Annotated in this window: 16 protein-coding genes and 1 riboswitch; of the genes, 8 read left to right on the top strand and 8 right to left on the bottom strand. The window is 54.6% G+C overall.

Features of this window, described 5'->3' with window-relative positions:
• Positions 1-299 precede the first annotated feature (299 nt).
• Positions 300-412, bottom strand: a riboswitch (cyclic di-GMP riboswitch).
• 204 nt (positions 413-616) lie between these two features.
• Positions 617-1006, bottom strand: coding sequence for a VOC family protein (locus tag IIA05_07060; protein MCH9026858.1), 390 nt, complete (start codon positions 1004-1006; stop codon positions 617-619).
• A gap of 258 nt (positions 1007-1264) precedes the next feature.
• Between IIA05_07060 and IIA05_07055 the strand changes: the two genes are divergently transcribed.
• Complete coding sequence (locus IIA05_07055) at positions 1265-1627, top strand: PadR family transcriptional regulator (GenBank protein ID MCH9026857.1); 363 nt, start codon at positions 1265-1267, stop codon at positions 1625-1627.
• A 214-nt stretch (positions 1628-1841) separates the two neighbouring features.
• A complete protein-coding gene (locus IIA05_07050; protein MCH9026856.1) occupies positions 1842-2372 on the top strand; it encodes a hypothetical protein in 531 nt (176 codons plus the stop codon).
• Between the two features lie 319 nt (positions 2373-2691).
• Here the strand turns inward: IIA05_07050 and IIA05_07045 are convergent, their stop codons facing one another.
• From IIA05_07045 to IIA05_07035, 3 genes are all read right to left on the bottom strand, one after another.
• Positions 2692-3417 (bottom strand): AhpC/TSA family protein, encoded by a 726-nt coding sequence (locus IIA05_07045; protein MCH9026855.1) that lies wholly within the window; start codon positions 3415-3417, stop codon positions 2692-2694.
• A 179-nt stretch (positions 3418-3596) separates the two neighbouring features.
• Positions 3597-3950, bottom strand: coding sequence for a winged helix-turn-helix transcriptional regulator (locus IIA05_07040; GenBank protein MCH9026854.1), 354 nt, complete (start codon positions 3948-3950; stop codon positions 3597-3599).
• Positions 3951-4291: 341 nt separating this feature from the next.
• Positions 4292-5080 carry a class I SAM-dependent methyltransferase gene (locus IIA05_07035; protein MCH9026853.1) on the bottom strand — a complete coding sequence of 263 codons (789 nt, stop codon included), beginning with the start codon at positions 5078-5080 and terminating at the stop codon, positions 4292-4294.
• Between the two features lie 140 nt (positions 5081-5220).
• On the opposite strand from IIA05_07035, the gene IIA05_07030 reads away from it, so the two are divergent.
• Positions 5221-5892 carry an ABC transporter substrate-binding protein gene (locus IIA05_07030; protein MCH9026852.1) on the top strand — a complete coding sequence of 224 codons (672 nt, stop codon included), beginning with the start codon at positions 5221-5223 and terminating at the stop codon, positions 5890-5892.
• Positions 5893-5937: 45 nt separating this feature from the next.
• Here the strand turns inward: IIA05_07030 and IIA05_07025 are convergent, their stop codons facing one another.
• Together IIA05_07025 and IIA05_07020 are read right to left on the bottom strand one after the other, a co-directional pair.
• The gene (locus IIA05_07025; GenBank protein MCH9026851.1) at positions 5938-6693 is read right to left on the bottom strand and encodes a VacJ family lipoprotein; all 756 of its coding nucleotides are present in this window, start codon (positions 6691-6693) and stop codon (positions 5938-5940) included.
• A 47-nt stretch (positions 6694-6740) separates the two neighbouring features.
• Positions 6741-7373 carry an NAD(P)H-dependent oxidoreductase gene (locus IIA05_07020; GenBank protein MCH9026850.1) on the bottom strand — a complete coding sequence of 211 codons (633 nt, stop codon included), beginning with the start codon at positions 7371-7373 and terminating at the stop codon, positions 6741-6743.
• Positions 7374-7663: 290 nt separating this feature from the next.
• Here IIA05_07020 and IIA05_07015 point away from each other — a divergent pair, with 290 nt between their 5' ends.
• From IIA05_07015 to IIA05_06995, 5 genes are all read left to right on the top strand, one after another.
• Positions 7664-8095 carry a hypothetical protein gene (locus IIA05_07015; protein ID MCH9026849.1) on the top strand — a complete coding sequence of 144 codons (432 nt, stop codon included), beginning with the start codon at positions 7664-7666 and terminating at the stop codon, positions 8093-8095.
• A gap of 133 nt (positions 8096-8228) precedes the next feature.
• The gene (locus IIA05_07010) at positions 8229-10229 is read left to right on the top strand and encodes a pyrroloquinoline quinone-dependent dehydrogenase (GenBank protein ID MCH9026848.1); all 2001 of its coding nucleotides are present in this window, start codon (positions 8229-8231) and stop codon (positions 10227-10229) included.
• A complete protein-coding gene (locus IIA05_07005; protein ID MCH9026847.1) occupies positions 10229-11254 on the top strand; it encodes an NAD-dependent epimerase/dehydratase family protein in 1026 nt (341 codons plus the stop codon). The genes IIA05_07010 and IIA05_07005 overlap by 1 nt, the downstream gene beginning before the upstream one ends.
• A complete protein-coding gene (locus IIA05_07000) occupies positions 11206-11955 on the top strand; it encodes a hypothetical protein (GenBank protein MCH9026846.1) in 750 nt (249 codons plus the stop codon). Before IIA05_07005 ends, IIA05_07000 begins: the two co-directional genes overlap by 49 nt.
• Complete coding sequence (locus tag IIA05_06995) at positions 11955-12419, top strand: hypothetical protein (protein MCH9026845.1); 465 nt, start codon at positions 11955-11957, stop codon at positions 12417-12419. Before IIA05_07000 ends, IIA05_06995 begins: the two co-directional genes overlap by 1 nt.
• 13 nt (positions 12420-12432) lie before the next feature.
• Here the strand turns inward: IIA05_06995 and IIA05_06990 are convergent, their stop codons facing one another.
• Together IIA05_06990 and IIA05_06985 are read right to left on the bottom strand one after the other, a co-directional pair.
• Entirely contained in the window at positions 12433-15648 is a 3216-nt protein-coding gene (locus IIA05_06990; GenBank protein MCH9026844.1) for a hypothetical protein, read from the bottom strand.
• Positions 15649-16730: 1082 nt separating this feature from the next.
• Positions 16731-17195 carry a group 1 truncated hemoglobin gene (locus tag IIA05_06985; protein MCH9026843.1) on the bottom strand — a complete coding sequence of 155 codons (465 nt, stop codon included), beginning with the start codon at positions 17193-17195 and terminating at the stop codon, positions 16731-16733.
• Between the last annotated feature and the right edge of the window lie 140 nt (positions 17196-17335).

Below are 17335 nucleotides of genomic sequence, written 5' to 3'. Positions count from 1 at the left end.
TACGAGCCCACCGCACGGCCTCTGCAGTGTCCTGCGGCACGCCTTGCCCCAGGGAATACATCGATCCGAGGGCGAACTGCGCTGCGACATCCCCCTGTTCCGCAAGGGGCTTACATATCTGCAGAACTTTCCCGAAATCTTCCTGAGCAATAGCTTCGTTGCAATCGGTGTCGTTGGCGGAATATGCGGCAGGCGCCAACTGAATCAGAGCGAGCGAAATGAAAACAGATGCACGAACCAGACTAGGTAACGTGCCGGTGGCTTTCGATCGCATCGCTGTTTCTCCTGCTGGGTAATGCTCCGGCAGCCCGGCGATGTTGGGTCCTGCGTGGCATCGCAGGCGGCGTCGCGGAGGGAGCGAGGACCCGTGGCTTTCCGTCCCCGTCTTTTGACGGGTTTGGCTTTGTCTCTGTTAACTATTAAGTGTAGTACAAGGTCGGCCAGTTCGCCGGATGGTTAAGAAAATCGGGACATATACGAGTGACAGGAATGTCCGCTTTGGGTCGTTAGCGGCCCCTCAGGACTCTACCATCCCAATGGCCGCTTTGGGTCGTAAGCGGCCGTTCAATAATGGGCAATTCTACAACTTTCACCGGCCGCTTTCGGCCACAAGCGGTCACTCTGGTTCAGGCTGATAGATCTGGATCAGGTTTCCGCACGTGTCCACAAAGACCGCCATAGCCACATCACCAGCATTCGTCGGCTCCGTGGTAAACGCTACGCCGAGATCGGAGAGTTTACGAAATTCAGACTCCAAATCATCGACCTCAAATGCAGTGATCGGTATCCCCTGCTCGAATAAAGCCTCTTGGTATGCCTTCGCAGCAGGATTTACGTTTGGTTCCAGCGAAAGCTCCGCATCTCCCCCCTCTGGTGACGCGAGCTGAATCCAACGATATTCTCCGACAGGAATATCCTGGCTTTTTTTGAAGCCCAAGACGTTTGTGTAGAAATCTAAAGCCTTCTGTTGATCGTCTACAAAAATACTATTCAGTTTGATTTTCACAGGTAATTCCAGCGTTGTTGGCCGAGGTCCGCTTTGGGTCATTAGCGGCCCTTCGATGCAATATTACCTGAATGGCCGCTTCCGGGGGTAAAGCGGACGTTCGATTTGAGCAAAGGCCGATTTTTGACAGTCCGCTTTCGGCCAAGAGCGGACATTCGTCAACGACGTTTTCCTCCATCCACTGGACGAAATCTGCGGATACAGTCTTTTTCAAAATTAGTCCTTGATATATATCCGCGACGGATATAGTATCGAGACATGGCAAAGAGTAAAACCAACGCGCCCCTCACTCCGGCGGTACTTCATATCCTCCTCGCGCTTTCTACGAAAGAGCGGCACGGATATGGAATCATGAAGCAAGTCGAGTCGGACTCGCAGGGAAAGGTGAAGATGGGGCCGGGTACGCTTTACGGCTCGATTGGTCGCATGATCGAGGCCGGATTGATATGCGAGAGCGACAAAGAAATAGACCCTGAAATGGATGACGAGCGGCGGGTCTATTACAAAATTACTGGCCTCGGCCAAAAAGCGCTCGCTGCGGAGCTGCAGCGATACCGAGCGGTTGTAGCGGTCGCCAAGCGAAAAAAACTCTCGCCGAGTACTTTTGCGTATGGCATATGAACACTCAATACGACGATTCCGAAGCTGGTACGCAACACTGCTTCGTCTCTATCCGAAGCGGTACCGCGAGCGCTTTGGAGAACCAATGGAGCAGACCTTCAACGACCTTCTCCGAGAGCGCGCAGTGGAAGAAAAAGGATTATTCGGCTTCGCTCTCTGGATGTTCGTCGAAACATCCGCGGGAATTATTAGAGAGAACATGACGCTTATCATTATGCGAAAAAACATTATCCGCATTGCGCTCGTGACGGCGTGCATATTGCTGGTGCCCTTGGTGGCAATGCAGTTCACCGAGGAAGTGAACTGGGACCTGTTCGATTTCGCTTTCATGGGCACCCTCCTGTTCGGCACTGGTCTCGCGTATGAGCTGGTAGCGAGGAAGGCGGGCGCCATCGCGTACCGGGCCGCCGTCGGCGTTGCGCTCGCGGCAGCACTTCTCCTTGTCTGGGTGAACGGTGCTGTTGGCATTATCGGGAACGGTCCCGTCAACTTGATGTATTTCGGGGTGCTCGCCGTCCTAGTCATCGGTGCCGCAGTGGCGCGCCTAAAGCCGCAGGGAATGGCGCGCGCGTTATTCGCGACGGCGCTCGCTCAAGCATTAGTCCCCGTGATTGCGCTGGTTATCTGGAAGCCCGATTTCCCCCCGGGTGTGTTGCAGGTATTTGGTTTGAATGCGTTCTTCGTCATGCTGTTTGTCGGATCGGCATTGCTGTTTCGACGCGCAAGCGTCTCGAACCCGACGTAGAACTGACGGCTTGAGTGGCCTTTTGGTACGCCACGCGCAGAGAATGCTTTTTCCTGCGCACCTTGAACGCGACATGGCAATCTTTCTGGATCGGCAGCAGGGTTCCGACGGTCTGGCCAAGGTCGATCTTCTTCATTCTTGTTCTCGAATCGACAGAGAGAGCGTCATTTTGACGGATTGACGACCGTCCCCTTTGGGTCGAAAGCAGACATTGGCCTGAGACTTTTTGGGACGTCCCTAATGTCCGCTTTCGGCCAGAAGGAGACGTTTGAGCGGCAGATATCCGATCGCGAAGGCAAGCCGGTCGCGGTTGAAATCCCTACTGCGAAACCTGGTCCGTCTTGTTCATCAGCTTATTTGCTGCGGCAAGTAAATCCTCGGCAGGCAAGCGAATCTTGTAGTTAGGATTCACAAAGTCAAAAACAATCTCGCCTGAACGATTGACGACATAAACCGACGGCACGGCAAGGGCGTCATGCTTGCCGATCGAAGAGCCTTCGTAATCACGGCCTTTTCGCTCCAGTCTTTCGATCTGACCCTTGTCGGTCCTGAACGCAGTACCAAGTGCCATTGCTGCACTGAGATCCGCGTCCGAAAGAATGACATAGTCGAGGCCGTCAATACTCTCTTGCGTTTCCCTCTTAAGACTTGAGTACAGCAATTCCGGCCTATCGTTACTCAGGAACAGAACGTCGAAACCATTCTCTCTTAGCTCGGGAATGACTGTGTGCAGCGATGCAAGTTGCATGTTACAGAAAGGGCACCAGCCGCCACGGAACGAGATCAGAATTGTCGGACGTTCGAGGTTTTCTGGGTCAAACACAAAGGGTTTGCCGTCAACTGTGCGCACCGTAAATGCAGGCGCCCGATCGCCGGTATTAAGCGGTGTCGTTTCCTCTGCGCTCGCAGGCAATGCCGCAAAATCGGCCGAGACTGCTCGGTTGGAGGGCGAGAGGACAAAGGTCCCGAATAACAGCACCAGTAAGGTCGGGTAGACGATGTTCCGGCTGAAGCGCATGGCAAGAGTATAGTCCGGAAAAATCAAAAGTGGACATAGGTAATTACAGCCTTTTGTCAGTTTTGGCAGTGAGTGGTCTGGGCATCTGAAAACTCGTTTTTGAGCAGATTTCTGCCCTATTGCTACCCACAGTGCTACCCAAGCAACCTTTGGCTACCCCAGAACTACAGCAACTTATTGATTATTATGGAGTATATTGAGAAACGCTAACTCAAAAGCGACTTCAATCGGAGAAGACGATCGGCGGGGATTTGTTCAAAGGGTCGGATCCAGCGGCGGTACATCGTCTGCAGTGGAATCGGGTTGAGGTGGTTGATGCGCTCGCGACCACGGCGCTCCACGACAATCAATCCACCTTTTTGCAAGGTTTTGAGATGCTTCATCACCGCGAAACGCGAGAATTCAAAGCACTCGCACAATTCGCTCGTGGTCATGGATTTCTTGCGGAGCAAATCAAGAATCCTGCGTCGTGACGCGTCGCTCAAAGCTGCCCACACCGCATCGTTGATCGGCGTTTGACCAACGTCGTCCGGAGCAAATCTGGCGGGTGTTGCAACCATATGTGACCTAATCGCCACATGTTAGAAACAAAATGTCAATGGACACTTCTCCTTGATATAAAGGGCCTGCTAATCGTAAGCCCGTTGGGCCAATCAATCAGTGTCGCAAGATCGAACGCAACGGGATCGGTGGCTGTCATCAAAATTACGTCCACCTTGGTGCAATATGCAATTTAACGATACGGATAGGCAACACAATGAATCTTGAAGAACTTCGTAACAACCTGTCGTCAGTCGATCGCCATCAAGATCCAATTGTGGTGAAAATACGGGGCAAGGAAGCGCTGGTTCTGCGAGTCGCCCGGGAGAGTTACGACAGACTTATAGCTCGAACATCCGTCTCAGTTGGCAATAGGTTTCTTCCCGGTAATCAGGGCATAACCCGCGCCGCCCGACAGCACAAAATCTCGCGCTGCTGAAATCGACGAAAATGACGCGCTCAAGCCATTCGCAAGCTCAAATTGTTCCCGGTCCAGAAAATTCTCGATTACACCGATACGCCGTTCCATGCGTGTAATCATGTCGCCGAGTACTTCGCTAACATCGCGTGTACGTATTGCGGAAAAACCGGTCTTGTCGAGTACGGCGCGATAACCATCGATAGGCAGAGCCCCACTGATGCACAGCACGTGCCCGACCAGATCCTGTAACGATTCGGGCAGTGCCTGGTTGAGTACGACATCGGAAATGCCCAACCTGCCGCCTGGTCTAAGCACACGTTTCATTTCGGCGAGCGCCAACTCCAGGTCCGGAAAAGTACTCAGACTACACTCGCAGATCACCACATCAAAAGAATCGTTAGCAAACGGCAACTGCTCGGCATTACCCTGGACAAATTGGACACGGCTCGACAAGCCAACATTCTCGGTCAGTTCATTTGCCCGGTGGATATTTTCCTCCGAGTAATCGATCCCGACTATGCGGCAACCGAAATACTCCGTGAGCACTCGCGCGCTTTCACCCCGGCCGCAAGCCACATCCAGCACACGATCCTCACATCCGACCAATGCGGATCCCGCTAGCTCGCGCGTTAGCGGGATGCCGCCCGGGTGCACATCGCTGCCAAACAGCAGCGTGAGAACCGGCATCTCATAGAAATCTGCGCTGCGGCTTTTAACATGATTATCCATTGGCTCGCGGTCAAACCCCCTCTCATATTCCTTCAGCCGCCTGTCCAGGCCCGTGTTGGTTGGCCTGTAGACTGGCGCACGGCTGCGGGAATCCTATACTATCATTCGTAGCCCTGTCCCCGCTACGCTTGCAATGCCAAATGGGGACGCCGAGCCGGCGTGTTAAGCCAGATTTCTCGTTTTTATTCTTGTTCGCAAATGGAGACAGGATTGTGAGATCGATTGCACTTACACTCATATTGGGCCTGTTTTCGTTACCCGCGATTGCGGAGTCGCCAAACGATGTCGTTGCCGACGTGCTGAATTTGCTTGATCAGGAGATCAAAACACGGAAAGAGGAGCTTTCGAACGATAAACAGGCTCTGTATGCGCTCATCGATGACATTCTGCTGCCGAGTTTCGATCGCAAATTTGCGGCTCAGCTTGTGCTGGCCAGGCATTGGCGCACAGCGAGCGATGACCAAAAAACACGATTTGTTGCAGCGTTCTATGCGACCCTGGTGCATCGATATGCAGACGGTGTCTTGCAATTTGATTTGGATAAAATGGAGATCCTGCCGTTTCGGGGAGACAAACCCGAGAAACGAACAATGGTGAAAACTACGGTCCTACTCGATGACGGCACAGAGGTACCGGTCCACTACGCCATGGTAAAACGTCCGCAAGGATGGCTGATGTATGATGTGAAGATCGAAGGGATTTCATATGTTCGAAATTTCCGCGCTGAAATCAACAGCGAAGTCAACGCAACGAGCCTCGATGCTGTCATCGAGCGCTTGGAAGCGGAGGCTGCTGCCGACCCGGGAAAATGAATAAATCGCCGTCACCTGGCAATCCGCAACACTTTCCTGAAATACCTATTCCTCTTCAAAAAATTCGTCGAAGAGATCATCGTCATCCTCTGGAGGATCACCGTCGTAGATGCGAAATTCGCGATTCTGCAGATATGCTTCCCGAATCGTTATGTAGGGGTCAAAGGAGTCATTGATTAGGTTTTCAACCGCAAGCAGCTTCGCTCGCAGGTGAATGCCTTGCAGTATCCAAAGCTTGTCCCGAATCGACGAGTTCTCGTAATGGAAAAGAGGATCGAGGAAAATATCCAAAGGAACGGTAATCAGGTCTCTGAGCGTTCGCGGCCCGAGGACCGGCACCATCACATAAGGGCCATTGGGGACACCCCATTTCGCCAGTGTTTGCCCGAAATCTTCATCATGCTGCACGAGTCCGGCGGATGTCGCCGGATCGAATAAACCGCCAATACCGACCGTACTGTTCATAACCAGCCGAGCCGTGTCGCTCAGCGCATCCCGCCCTTTACCTTGCAGAAGATTATTGATGATATCCAATGGCGTTCCCAGGTTGGCAAAGAAATTTGAAATTCCCCTGCGCACAAACCCAGGCGTTATTGCTTTGTAACCTTTGGCGAGAGGTTTTAGGGTGATGGTATCTAGCCCGTCACTGACGGCGTAGATGCCACGATTGAGGGGCTCCCAAGGATCGGCAGAAGAACGAACTTGCGCTTCTCCTTCGATGACCTTGGGCGAACTCGCGCAGGCACCTACCTGCATCAATAGCAACCCAAGGACAATAATCTGGCACCAACGACATATCATCGTATTCTCCGTCTATCGCCTTGCTGATTGCAGACCCTGAGTGTTCATCAGACCATTTCCCGGCACATAGCCTGCTGCATCGGCAGTTCATCGCTGCATTCCTCATGTTTCCGCGCGTTCTTTAATGCCTTTTCATACCACTCAAACTCATCGAGAAACTTGACGATTCGTTGCTCGTACGCGGGATCCAGCGGCTTGCCGTCATCATCAAAAGCGTTGTGGATTTGGGAAATCGGGAAGGCACTGGGAATGCTCGGCGTGCCAAGTTCCGCAAGGATGCCGCGGAGGTTTAGCAAGGCACGGACTCCGCCGAATGGACCGGCGGAATAGGTGACGATTCCACTGGGCTTGTAGTGATACTCGCTCTGGTAATGATCGAGCAGATTTTTTAGCGATGCCGATATGCTGTGGTTATATTCCGCGCTGACAATGATATATCCGTCAGCCTTCTCGAGAATCTGACTGACTTTTTCCATCGCCTCGGGCGCTTTGCCCGACTCATATTCCTTATGCATCAAGTCCAGAAACGGTAACTGGTGCTCGCGAGGATCGATCAGCGTGACGATGTGGTCGCGCTCTTTCAATTTGTTAACCACGAAACGCGCCGCCTTGATCCCCTGGCGGCCTCGCCGGACGCTGCCGTATATCACGGCGGTGTTTAATCGATTGGACTCTGCCATAACTTTCTCACTCCTCGTCACGTCGCGGGGCATGTGCGCAGCAGTATACCTGCTCGGCAGGTGCCCCTGCGTAGCGGTTTTTCCCGCATCCCTGATTCGCACATAGGCGCCCGTCTGTTCCTGCTGGTCAGGCCGAAAAAAGCACGATGCACCGGCAGCAAACATCACGACCAAAAAACTGTAAGCCCACTGTAAGCCCGCCGTAATGCTGCGGTAAGTCCACGGCCCCTACCTTCGTACTCGTAAACAAAAAACGACACGCGCGAACAAATGCGCAACCGGAGGTAGTGATGATCAGGAAAATTACATTGGCAATATTGGTTTGTACTCAGCTAGGTGCGTGCGCGAGCAATATGAGCGTAGCCGAAGTAGTCAACAAGCACATCAAGATCGGAATGTCCAGCCAAGAGGTTTCCGAGATTATGGGAAAACCTATAGCCATTTCCTTTGGCATCAATCAAAAGAAGTCCTGGGCCTATCACGATCTAAGGTCTGATATCCGCTATGCACGAGGCCAGAACCGCCTGTCTTCCATGCTCTCAACGGGTAATTTCATCTACGCCACCGAGGCGCAAATGCGCTTGCCCAAACCACCGAAATTCGTGGTCAGTTTTGACGATGAAAACAGGGTCAAGAGCTATGCCTACCTGGTCAATCCCCCACGCGCCGCCAATGCACCCACTGCGATCGTTGCCATAAATGCCAGTGCGGGCATCTTCTAAGCACTTGATTAGTAACGTGCTTTTATATCTGTAACCCATCTGTAAGTCAGCTGTACGCATGGCGTAAGCAGGTTGGCCGCATGGTGGACCCAGCAGCAGAAACCGTGCCAAACGATAGCAAAAGGAATGGGACATGAAAGCTGGAAAAAGAGCGAAATCCATCATCGGCCTTGGCTTGGCCGTCAGCTCGCTCATCACAATTTCTGCCGATGACGAAATACCAGCACTGGCGCTCATGCCGTCTGGAATCTCGACCATGCCAGCGGACTGGCCAACCAGCGACGGCGTGCAAGGCACACACTATTCACCGCTGCACGACATCACGCTGGAAAACGTAAACACCCTGGAGGTCGCCTGGACCTACCGCACCGGCGATGTCAGTGACGACCTAAACGGCCGGGTCGGAACGGCGTTCGAAGCGACTCCACTGATGGTTGACGCAACGCTTTTCGTTCCGACGCCCTACAGTCGCGTGATCGCGCTGGACGCGGAAACCGGCGAGGAGCTCTGGTCTTTCGACGCGGGCCTGGACAAGACCGACCCGAGTCACATCATGGCAGCCACACGTGGAATTTCGACCTGGCTCGACGAGACCACAAAACCTGGCGATCGATGTCACCGGCGCATATTTCTTGCAGCTTACGATGCGTATCTGTTCGCGCTGGATTCGAAAACCGGCACTGTCTGCAGGGACTTCGGCAATGACGGCCGTATCGATCTTGGCGATGGTGTTGCCTTCCTGGACGGCAATAGACATTTGTACAAGCAATCGGCGCCGCCAGCCGTGATCGACGATCTGGTTATCGTCGGCTCCAAGATTATCGACAGCCAGGTCGTGGCGTCACCCAGCGGCGTGGTGCGGGCTTTCGATGCCCGCAGCGGCCAACTGCGTTGGCGTTGGGAGCCGCTTTCAGGCGTAAGCGGTATCAATGACGATGGCGCTGAAGTGCCGGCCGGGGCAGCGAACACCTGGGCCACGATTACCGTCGATAAAGAACGCGACCTGCTATTTGTCCCAACCGGTAGCGCAAGTCCCGATCACTGGGGAGGCCTGCGGGAAGGCAAAAACCTTTATGCCAATTCATTGGTCGCCCTGCGTGCATCGACGGGCGAAGTTGTCTGGCATTACCAGATCGTTCATCACGACCTGTGGGATTACGACCTCGCGTCACCTCCCGCGCTGATAACCATCAGCCGTAACGGTGAAAGGATTCCGGCCGTGGTCCAGGGCACCAAGATGGGATATCTGTTTATCCTGCATCGCGAGACCGGTCAGCCCCTGTTTCCGATCGTGGAACAGCCGGTTCCGGCCAGCGATGTACCCGGTGAGATCGCCTGGCCAACCCAGCCGGTGCCGCTGCTTCCCAGGCCGCTTGGGCCGCAAGGGCTGTCCCCAAACGATGCCTGGGGCCTGACGCCGATCGATCGTTCAGTTTGCCGCAAGAAAATCAACGGCCTTCGACACGATGGGATATTCGCCCCACCGAGTCTGCGAGGAACGATCGTGTTTCCGGGCTTCCTCGGCGGCACCAGCTGGGGTGGCATTGCCTATGACCCTGACGCGCAGATCATCGTTACCAACACCAATCGGATCGCCACGGTCGCGACATTGATCCCCAGGCATCAGCTCGCCAGGGCAAGCCAAAGTTTTGATGACCAGTCCGTCGTCGCAAACCAGGCGCCCGCTCAATACGGCGTCCGCCGCTCGGTTCTGCTGTCACCGCTGAACGTTCCCTGCAGCCCTCCTCCCTGGGGGCTGTTACACGCCGTCGACGCCCGCACCGGTGAACTGCGCTGGGAAATCCCGCTGGGGACCATGCGCGACCTGATTGTCCTGCCCTCGCCAACGGCCTGGGGGTCTCCCAATCTTGGTGGGGCGATCATCGCCGGCGGCCTGGTTTTTATCGCCGCCACCATGGACCGCCGTATTCGTGCATTCGACCTGGCCAGCGGCGAGCTCGCCTGGGAAGACGAACTGCCCGCATCCGCCCAGGCGACCCCAATGACTTACCGTGCGCGCCGGGGCGGTCGCCAGTTCCTGGTGATCGCCGCCGGTGGCCACGCCCTTATGCGCTCAGCACTTGGCGACTACGTCGTTGCCTACACGCTGCCGGATTCCGGCAAGGATCGATGATGAAATCCGCACTGGTAACCGGGGCCAGCGGATTGCTCGGTTCCTACATCGTAAAGCGATTGCATGCCGATGGATGGTGCGTTGCCGCTCTCGTTCGCGACCCGGCCAGGTCTGCCTGGGTTGAGGAAATCGGCGGGACCCTGATCCAGGGAGACATCCTGGATGTGAGTTCGCTGACAAAGGCGGCAATGGGCCGGGATGTTGTATTTCACACAGCCGCCGCAATCGGAACGGGCGACAACCCGAGGTCGATCTGGACCGGCAATGTCGTCGGCACAGCCAACCTGGTGCAGGCTGCGACCATTGCGGGAGCCCGGGTCGTCCACATCAGTACAACCTCGGTATTTGGTCGCGACCGTTACCACGAAAAACCAACCGACGAGTTTTCGCCGCTACCGAAACTGCCGCAAATCGATGTCTATGGCCGTTCAAAGCAGGACGCCGAAAAAGTCATCCTGTCGGCTCACAGCAGGGGCAGGATATGGGGCTGCATAATCCGGCCGCCAGTCATGTATGGCAGACACGACCGCCAGTTCCTGCCGCGCATTGCTCCCTTGCTGAGGCGCGGGATATTTCCGTTGATCGGCGGTGGCCGTACAACGTTGGCCGTGGTACACGCCAGCTCGGTGGCGGACGGCGCCGTGCGTGCTGCCACTCGATTTTCCGCCGGTGGAAAAATTTATCATCTCACCAACGATTTTGAGCTGACCCTTGCGGATTTTGTTGCCCTGGCCGAGAAAGGGCTGGGCCGGCGCATCAAAACGGTCGATGTCCCCATGCGCATGGGGCAAGCCGTTTTCCGGACACTCGCGCTGTTGCTATCGACCGTCAGGCGTCGCGACCTCGCGCAACACATGCGGGGTGTCTTCGACTTGTTGGCACGCGACAACCCATTCACTTCCAATCGCGCCCGGCGGGAACTGGACTGGTCGCCTTATATGACACCAGACATCGGCATCCCGGAGGCATTCGCCTGGTGGAAAAAAAATCATGCATCGGCCAGCAACGCCATAAAGACCCGCTGATGAACATTCCGTCGATCGAGTTCCTGGGCGTCGTAATACTTTGGCCGGTTACGGTACTGAGTAATCTGTTCCTGGCGGTCCTGTGTGCATTCCTGTGCCGGCAAATGTACCGCGCAGAATCTCCCGCAGCCGCCATCGCCCGGAATTCCTACTGGGCGCGGTTTTTCCTGTTCCTGGCGATCGCCACGCTTGCGGGCGCGATCAAACACGGTTTTCACCATTACCCGGGAGTGCTGTATGGCAGCGCAGTCCTCGTGTCGTGCCTGGCCAGCGGCGTGGCGACTACGTGCGCACAACTGGCAACCGTCGAAACTTTTGTCCTGCGGAAAAACACGCGTTTTTCCCTGCGTTTGGCGATTTACCTGCAACTGGCTGTTTTCATGGTGATCGGCACTGCCGCTGACGGCTTTCTGGTTGCCACTGCAAACTCCGCAATGGGGCTGATACCGGTATTGCTTGCCAATATTGTCAACTGGCGTTTCGCGTATGCGGGCAGCGGCTGGATCGCGGCCGGGCTGTTGCTGTCCTTTTTCACCGGTCTGATCTATGTCTTCCAAGTTTCGATCGGGCCATGGTTCACGCATCTTGATATCTCCCACATCTTGATGATGGTCAGCCTGGTTCTGATCGCCAGAGGTATTAACCAACACCCACCGACCCATTGCTTCCTGCAACGCAAAAAACTCGCGGAGATAAATTAATGGACATTCAACTCCTGGCAGGCGTTTTCGTGGGCATATTTATCGCCGGGTTCCTCCCCTGGCCCGGCGCCGAAGCCATTTTGATCGGCGCCGCGTTATTGGTCTCGCCGCAGGCACTTGTCCCCTTGGTATTCGTCAGCACCGCGGCCCAGATGCTCGCCAAAACCAGCCTCTACGCAGCGGCCCGCTGGGCGCCAAAATACTTGCCGCAAAAAGCTCGTAAACTCATCGATCAGGCGGAAAAATACAAAGAGAAACGCAAGACGATGACAATGATACTTTTGGCAAGCTCATCTTTGTCAGTACCGCCGTTTTTTGCCATCACGATCGCCAGTGGAACCTTGCGTGTTCCTTTTGGCTTGTTTGTCGGCGCCGGGTTTGGCGGAATCGTCTCCCGCTATGCTTTTGTCGCGTGGTCGACGTTGCTGGTCGGCGGCATCCCGAGCGCAGCGTTGGGATCCTGACCGGTAAACCCTGTCAGCCGCTAATCTGCTGGTAAATTTTTTCGGTTTCCGGTGACGGCGTTACTCCCAGCCTGCCTTCCAGCGTGGTCCGGCAACGGTTGTACACTTCTATGGCTTCGGCCTTTCGACCCTGCTCCGCGTGGCAAAGCATCAACAGGCGGTAAAGACTTTCCGATCGGTCATCAACCTCAAGCGCATGCTCAATTAAGTTGATCGCTTCGTCCGGACAACCATTTGCATTGAAATAATTTACGGCCTGACTGCTGTACCGCGTGAAACGGTTTCTGACTTGCTCGCGCGTACCCAGCGCCCAGGACGCTTCTTCATCACCAAGGAACGCACCCTGGTAGATATGCATGACCTTGGCGACTATCTCCCTGATTTCAACCAGGCCTCCGGCGATGTCGCCGCCAATCAACCCGCTAACCTGCTTCTGCGCCTGCTCCATCGCCCAGAGATCGAGCCAGAAAAGACTTGGGTTAAGGCTTAGCTGGCCGCCTTCGAGGATCAGCGCCTGCTCATCGCCGAGGATATTACGCAGGCGGTGAAGTGTCGTGTTGAAAGAGCGGTTGGCGTAGTCGCTATCGATGTGCGGCCACATCGCGTCGGTAATTTTTTGAACGCGAACATCCCTGCCGCCAAAAGCAATGACTGCCTTCAGTAACTCGATCGGCCGCCCCTGCGCCTTGCCTTTCTTTTTCCTGGCCGCCTGCCCGACCCATTCAATTTCAAATTTCCCCATCGTCGTGACCCGAAACATCCACGGCCAATCTTCGACATCCAGTGGCGGTTCGTCCGGCATCAGCCGCCGTTTTACGATCAGCCACTTGACGTATTCGGGTTCAATCCCGTTGCGTAATGCGATAACGGCCAACCTGGCCATCACCTGCTTTTGCCACCAGATTGTGTAGGAGTAATTATTTTCCCGGCCCATTTTTAGCGCCGCACTCAGGGCGCGCAGTCCCCGCGTTTTGCGACCGTATTCGAACGCCAGGTAGGCGTACATCAACAGGCTCTGGAATTCGAAAAGCCGGTTGTCGATGGTCCGCGTTATTTTGCTGACCATTTTCATGTGCTCGATACTTTTCCGGGTATCGCCGAGTTCAAACTGGATCTGCGCCATACCCGTCATGATGACGGCTTCGATGAATGGCAGGCCGAGTTCCTGAATCAGCCTCAGCGCGATTTTTTGCTGATTGAAAGCATCCTGCAAATCGCCCCTTTCCATCGCGATCCAGGCACGAATAAGATAATACTGACTGGAATCAAAGCGCCTGGTTTTTAATGCGTCCTCGTCTATTTGCATCAGCATGCTTTCTGCGGTTTCCAGGTCGCCGGCGCCCACCGCCCCGGCCGCACCGTAAATCAGCGTCGTGTTCCTCCACAGGTGGATACCGCTGTCTTTCGCTGCTTTCAGACCCTGGCCGGCGACTTTCAGACATTCTTCATGTTTCCCCAACAGCATGTAATACATGGTCTCGAACGCGTGCAAGGTAGTAACCGCAATCGGCGGGACATCTGGCGCATCGACAATCTGCCGTATGGACTCGATAACCGTCCGCACAACATCAAAACGCCCGGTCCAAACGATCCCGGAACACAACATTGTCACTGCCCGCAGGCGCGTAGCCGAATCTTGCGCTTTTTCGATTACGCCGACCGTGCGCTCTGCCCAAAGCTTGATTTCCGGGTGTGCGGGGCGGCGATAGACCAGCGACAGGTACATGTTGTAGGTCACCCTGGCGCCATACGGGTGCTCCGGAAAATCCGGGTATTCCTCCAGCAGACGTTCAACCTCGCTGATCCAGTGATCCAGCGGCGCAAGGTCGTTAAGGTCGTATAAAATCGCGTCCAGTACACCACCACAGGCCATGAAAAGCCCATCCCGGTCGATCTGTTCCTGCTCGCGGAACATCGCATAGGCGCGCTCGCAAAAAAGCTGGCTTTCCACCGGCGCGTATGCCGAACGACAGGCGCCCATCCAGTACGACATCCACGGATCGTTTTCCACAAATTCCGCGGGCAATTTCTCCAGCCATTCCTGCAAGGTCTCGTCGCGCCCATGCTCCAGTACCCTCGCTGCGTGTTGCCCGATCAGCTTGGCCAGCTCGTCCCACTGCCGGTTTTCGATACGCAGATTGATCGCGTCCTCTATTAGTCCTGCCTGCTCGAGCAGGCTCGCCGCGCGTTCCTGTAGTTCTGCGTACTCCTTCGTGCCCAGCTTTTCCTTGACCCTTGCCAACAGAAACTCGCGCAGCAAGGGATGATATTCATAGATAATTTCGTCCAGACCCTGCCTGGAAGTGACAAAAATATCGTTTTTCGCGAGAAAACTGAGGATATTCGCTGAGTCGCTGTGGCCGGTCAGCTTATCGGCCTGCTCGGCGGTAAGTTGCGGCAGCAGACAGGTTTGCAATATTAATTCCTGGTCATGATCGTTCATCCGCTTGATGACCTCGCCCGCCAGGTAATCGAAAATCACCTGTGGGGTAGAATCTTCCGGAACGTCTTTTATCGGTCCGTTTCCCTGCCGCTGCTCGAGCATCAGGACCAGGCCTGCGACCCACCCGCGAGTTCGCTGGAACAATCGCTCGCAGGCCTCGTCGTCAAACTCTTGCCCGCGAACCCGGATGATGGCATCGGATTCTTCTCGTGTGAGAGTCATGTCTGACTGGCCCAGCGCAAGCATGCGCTGGTTTGCTCGGAATCTCGCCGTCCAGGCCGGCGGCTCATCCCGACTGATGATCACCACGCAACAATCCTGCGGTATCTCGGCCAGGCCATTACGAATCACATCATGAAATTGGGACTTGTCGGGTACATCCTGGAAATTATCGATAACCACCGCAAAAGGCTGCGCCAGGCGGGCGAAAAGCTCGCGGAAATAACCGTGAGAGAATGCCGGGAGATCGCTCAGGTACTGGGGAGAAAAAGCCGGCAGAGGTTTGGCATCGCCATCGTCCGATTCGGTGACCGCCCGGGACAGGTAATAAAAAAAGGTGGCGACATCGCCGTCGCTTTCATCGGCCTGGTACCAGACATCATCCACTGCCCAGGTATCGAGATAATCGGCGACCAGCGTGGTCTTGCCCGACCCGGGCGAACCACATACCCAGATTATCGATCTCTGCCTGCCTTCATCCAGCAGCGTAAACAGACGGGGACGGGGCGCGACCTCCGGCAGACGCGGGCGGCTGATTTTTGCAAACCTGACGGACGAATGTTGCATGCGCGTTTTTAGGACCAAAATCTAATATATGGTCGCCGAATCCGAGGCTATCAAGCGAAAGCCGCCAATGACAGCGCAACAGGTCGCGAGCAACGCGGATTTGATGCGACCGTCGTTCAATAATAACTTGAGAATGAGTCCAGACAGCAACGGAGGTGCCTGGCTACAGAAAGTATTCGTTTTATCTATCGAACATCCGCACCACCATAAGAATACTCTTTTTTACTCTTTTAAAATCAATGCATTATGGTGGCGATCAGACTTGGAAATGAGAATTTTTTGCGCGCGACACGAGTGATATTTTTTTGCATTTTCTTCAATTCAAACCTCAACACATTGCAGCAACTCTTTGATAAATCGCATCTAAATTTTTCTCAAAAAAGGGTAGGAAGTGTGCTTTTCTCCATCGAAAACGAATGAAAACGAAGAAAAAAGTCCCCGAATCATTCTTTTTCTGATATGCACCGCTTATCCACAAACTTCCCACAAGTTTTGCTATTGGCAGGATTATTTTTAGTGATATATTAAATCCACGGCAACTGGAAAACCTCGGTTGGAAGGAAGCCGGGCTCCAATTGGCTGGGGCAGGGTCACACGCCAGGAGTGACCAACCGGTAGACGAAGTCTACACGTGGGTAGGGCCCGAAAGGGCAATATGCGCGGCAGAGTAGTCGGATGAATAATCGGGCTGCGATGTAGAGGGAAGCTGCCAGGGCTCGTGAAAGCGTTACCGGAATGCTTTGGCGGGGGACGTAGCTAAGCGTCCAAAAAGAAATTCCAGGGGACTGAGGTTCCCGAGCCGGTATCGGGCTAAGTCATGGACTACGTCGGTGGCTAAGTCAGGGGCCGAGTTGGAACCGACCGGGACAGAAGCGATTCACCTCGCGGATGAACTGGAAAGAGAAAACTGAACGGGGGATGAGGTATTCGTACTTCATCCCCTTTTTTATTGCCTGGATCTTTGGTGGCCAGCAGTTTTCCTGACCCCAATTTTTTCCAGGCCAATATCACCTTGGACGGAAACAGCATTTGATGGCGATACTCCCTGCTATCGACATCGAATCCATTGTGACAGGCTGATCTTACTTGCCCACCACCTGGTCACGAAGCGACAGCAAAATTGCCTGCACCTCGTCACGCTCGGCCTGTCCATCGTCGACGTTAGCCATTACTGCAGCCAGCACGTCTGACACGGCCGCGTCAAATTCTTCGTGGCTCAACATCATGCCGGCATGCGCAGTGGCCATGTCCGGGCCCGTATAGTTGTTTGGTCCGCCGGTACCCGCGGAAAAAAATGCCGATACGGAGGCCACCAGGTATTTCAAGTCAACGCCTTCCATCCGGTGCTTGATTGTCGGGTTCTCCAGATGTAACGAGATCGCATCGCTAATGATTTTCTGTACGCCCTCGCCACCACCCAAGCGCTCATACAAGGTTGGGCCCGTATCGACCACTGGATCGTCGGCTGTTTGTTCGGCGAACGCTGGCGCACCGATCAAAACGAGCGTAGCCATAATCACGCCAAAAAAGAAACTCGAAATTTTCATATCCTGCTTCCCCCCCTTTTTTTCCGGTTGCCAGTTTTCCTTTATTGTGCAGTATCTGACCCCGGTGTCTGTCTTTAACTTTACAGCATCGAATAAGGCACTGCCATACAGTGAAAATGCTGTGCCTGTGTTTATGCCAT

It is taken from the genome of Pseudomonadota bacterium (assembly GCA_022572885.1).
In the GTDB taxonomy this organism is placed as follows: domain Bacteria; phylum Pseudomonadota; class Gammaproteobacteria; order Steroidobacterales; family MnTg04; genus MnTg04.
Note: the sequence above shows the minus strand (reverse complement) of the source record. Positions and strands in the feature narration are given on the sequence as shown.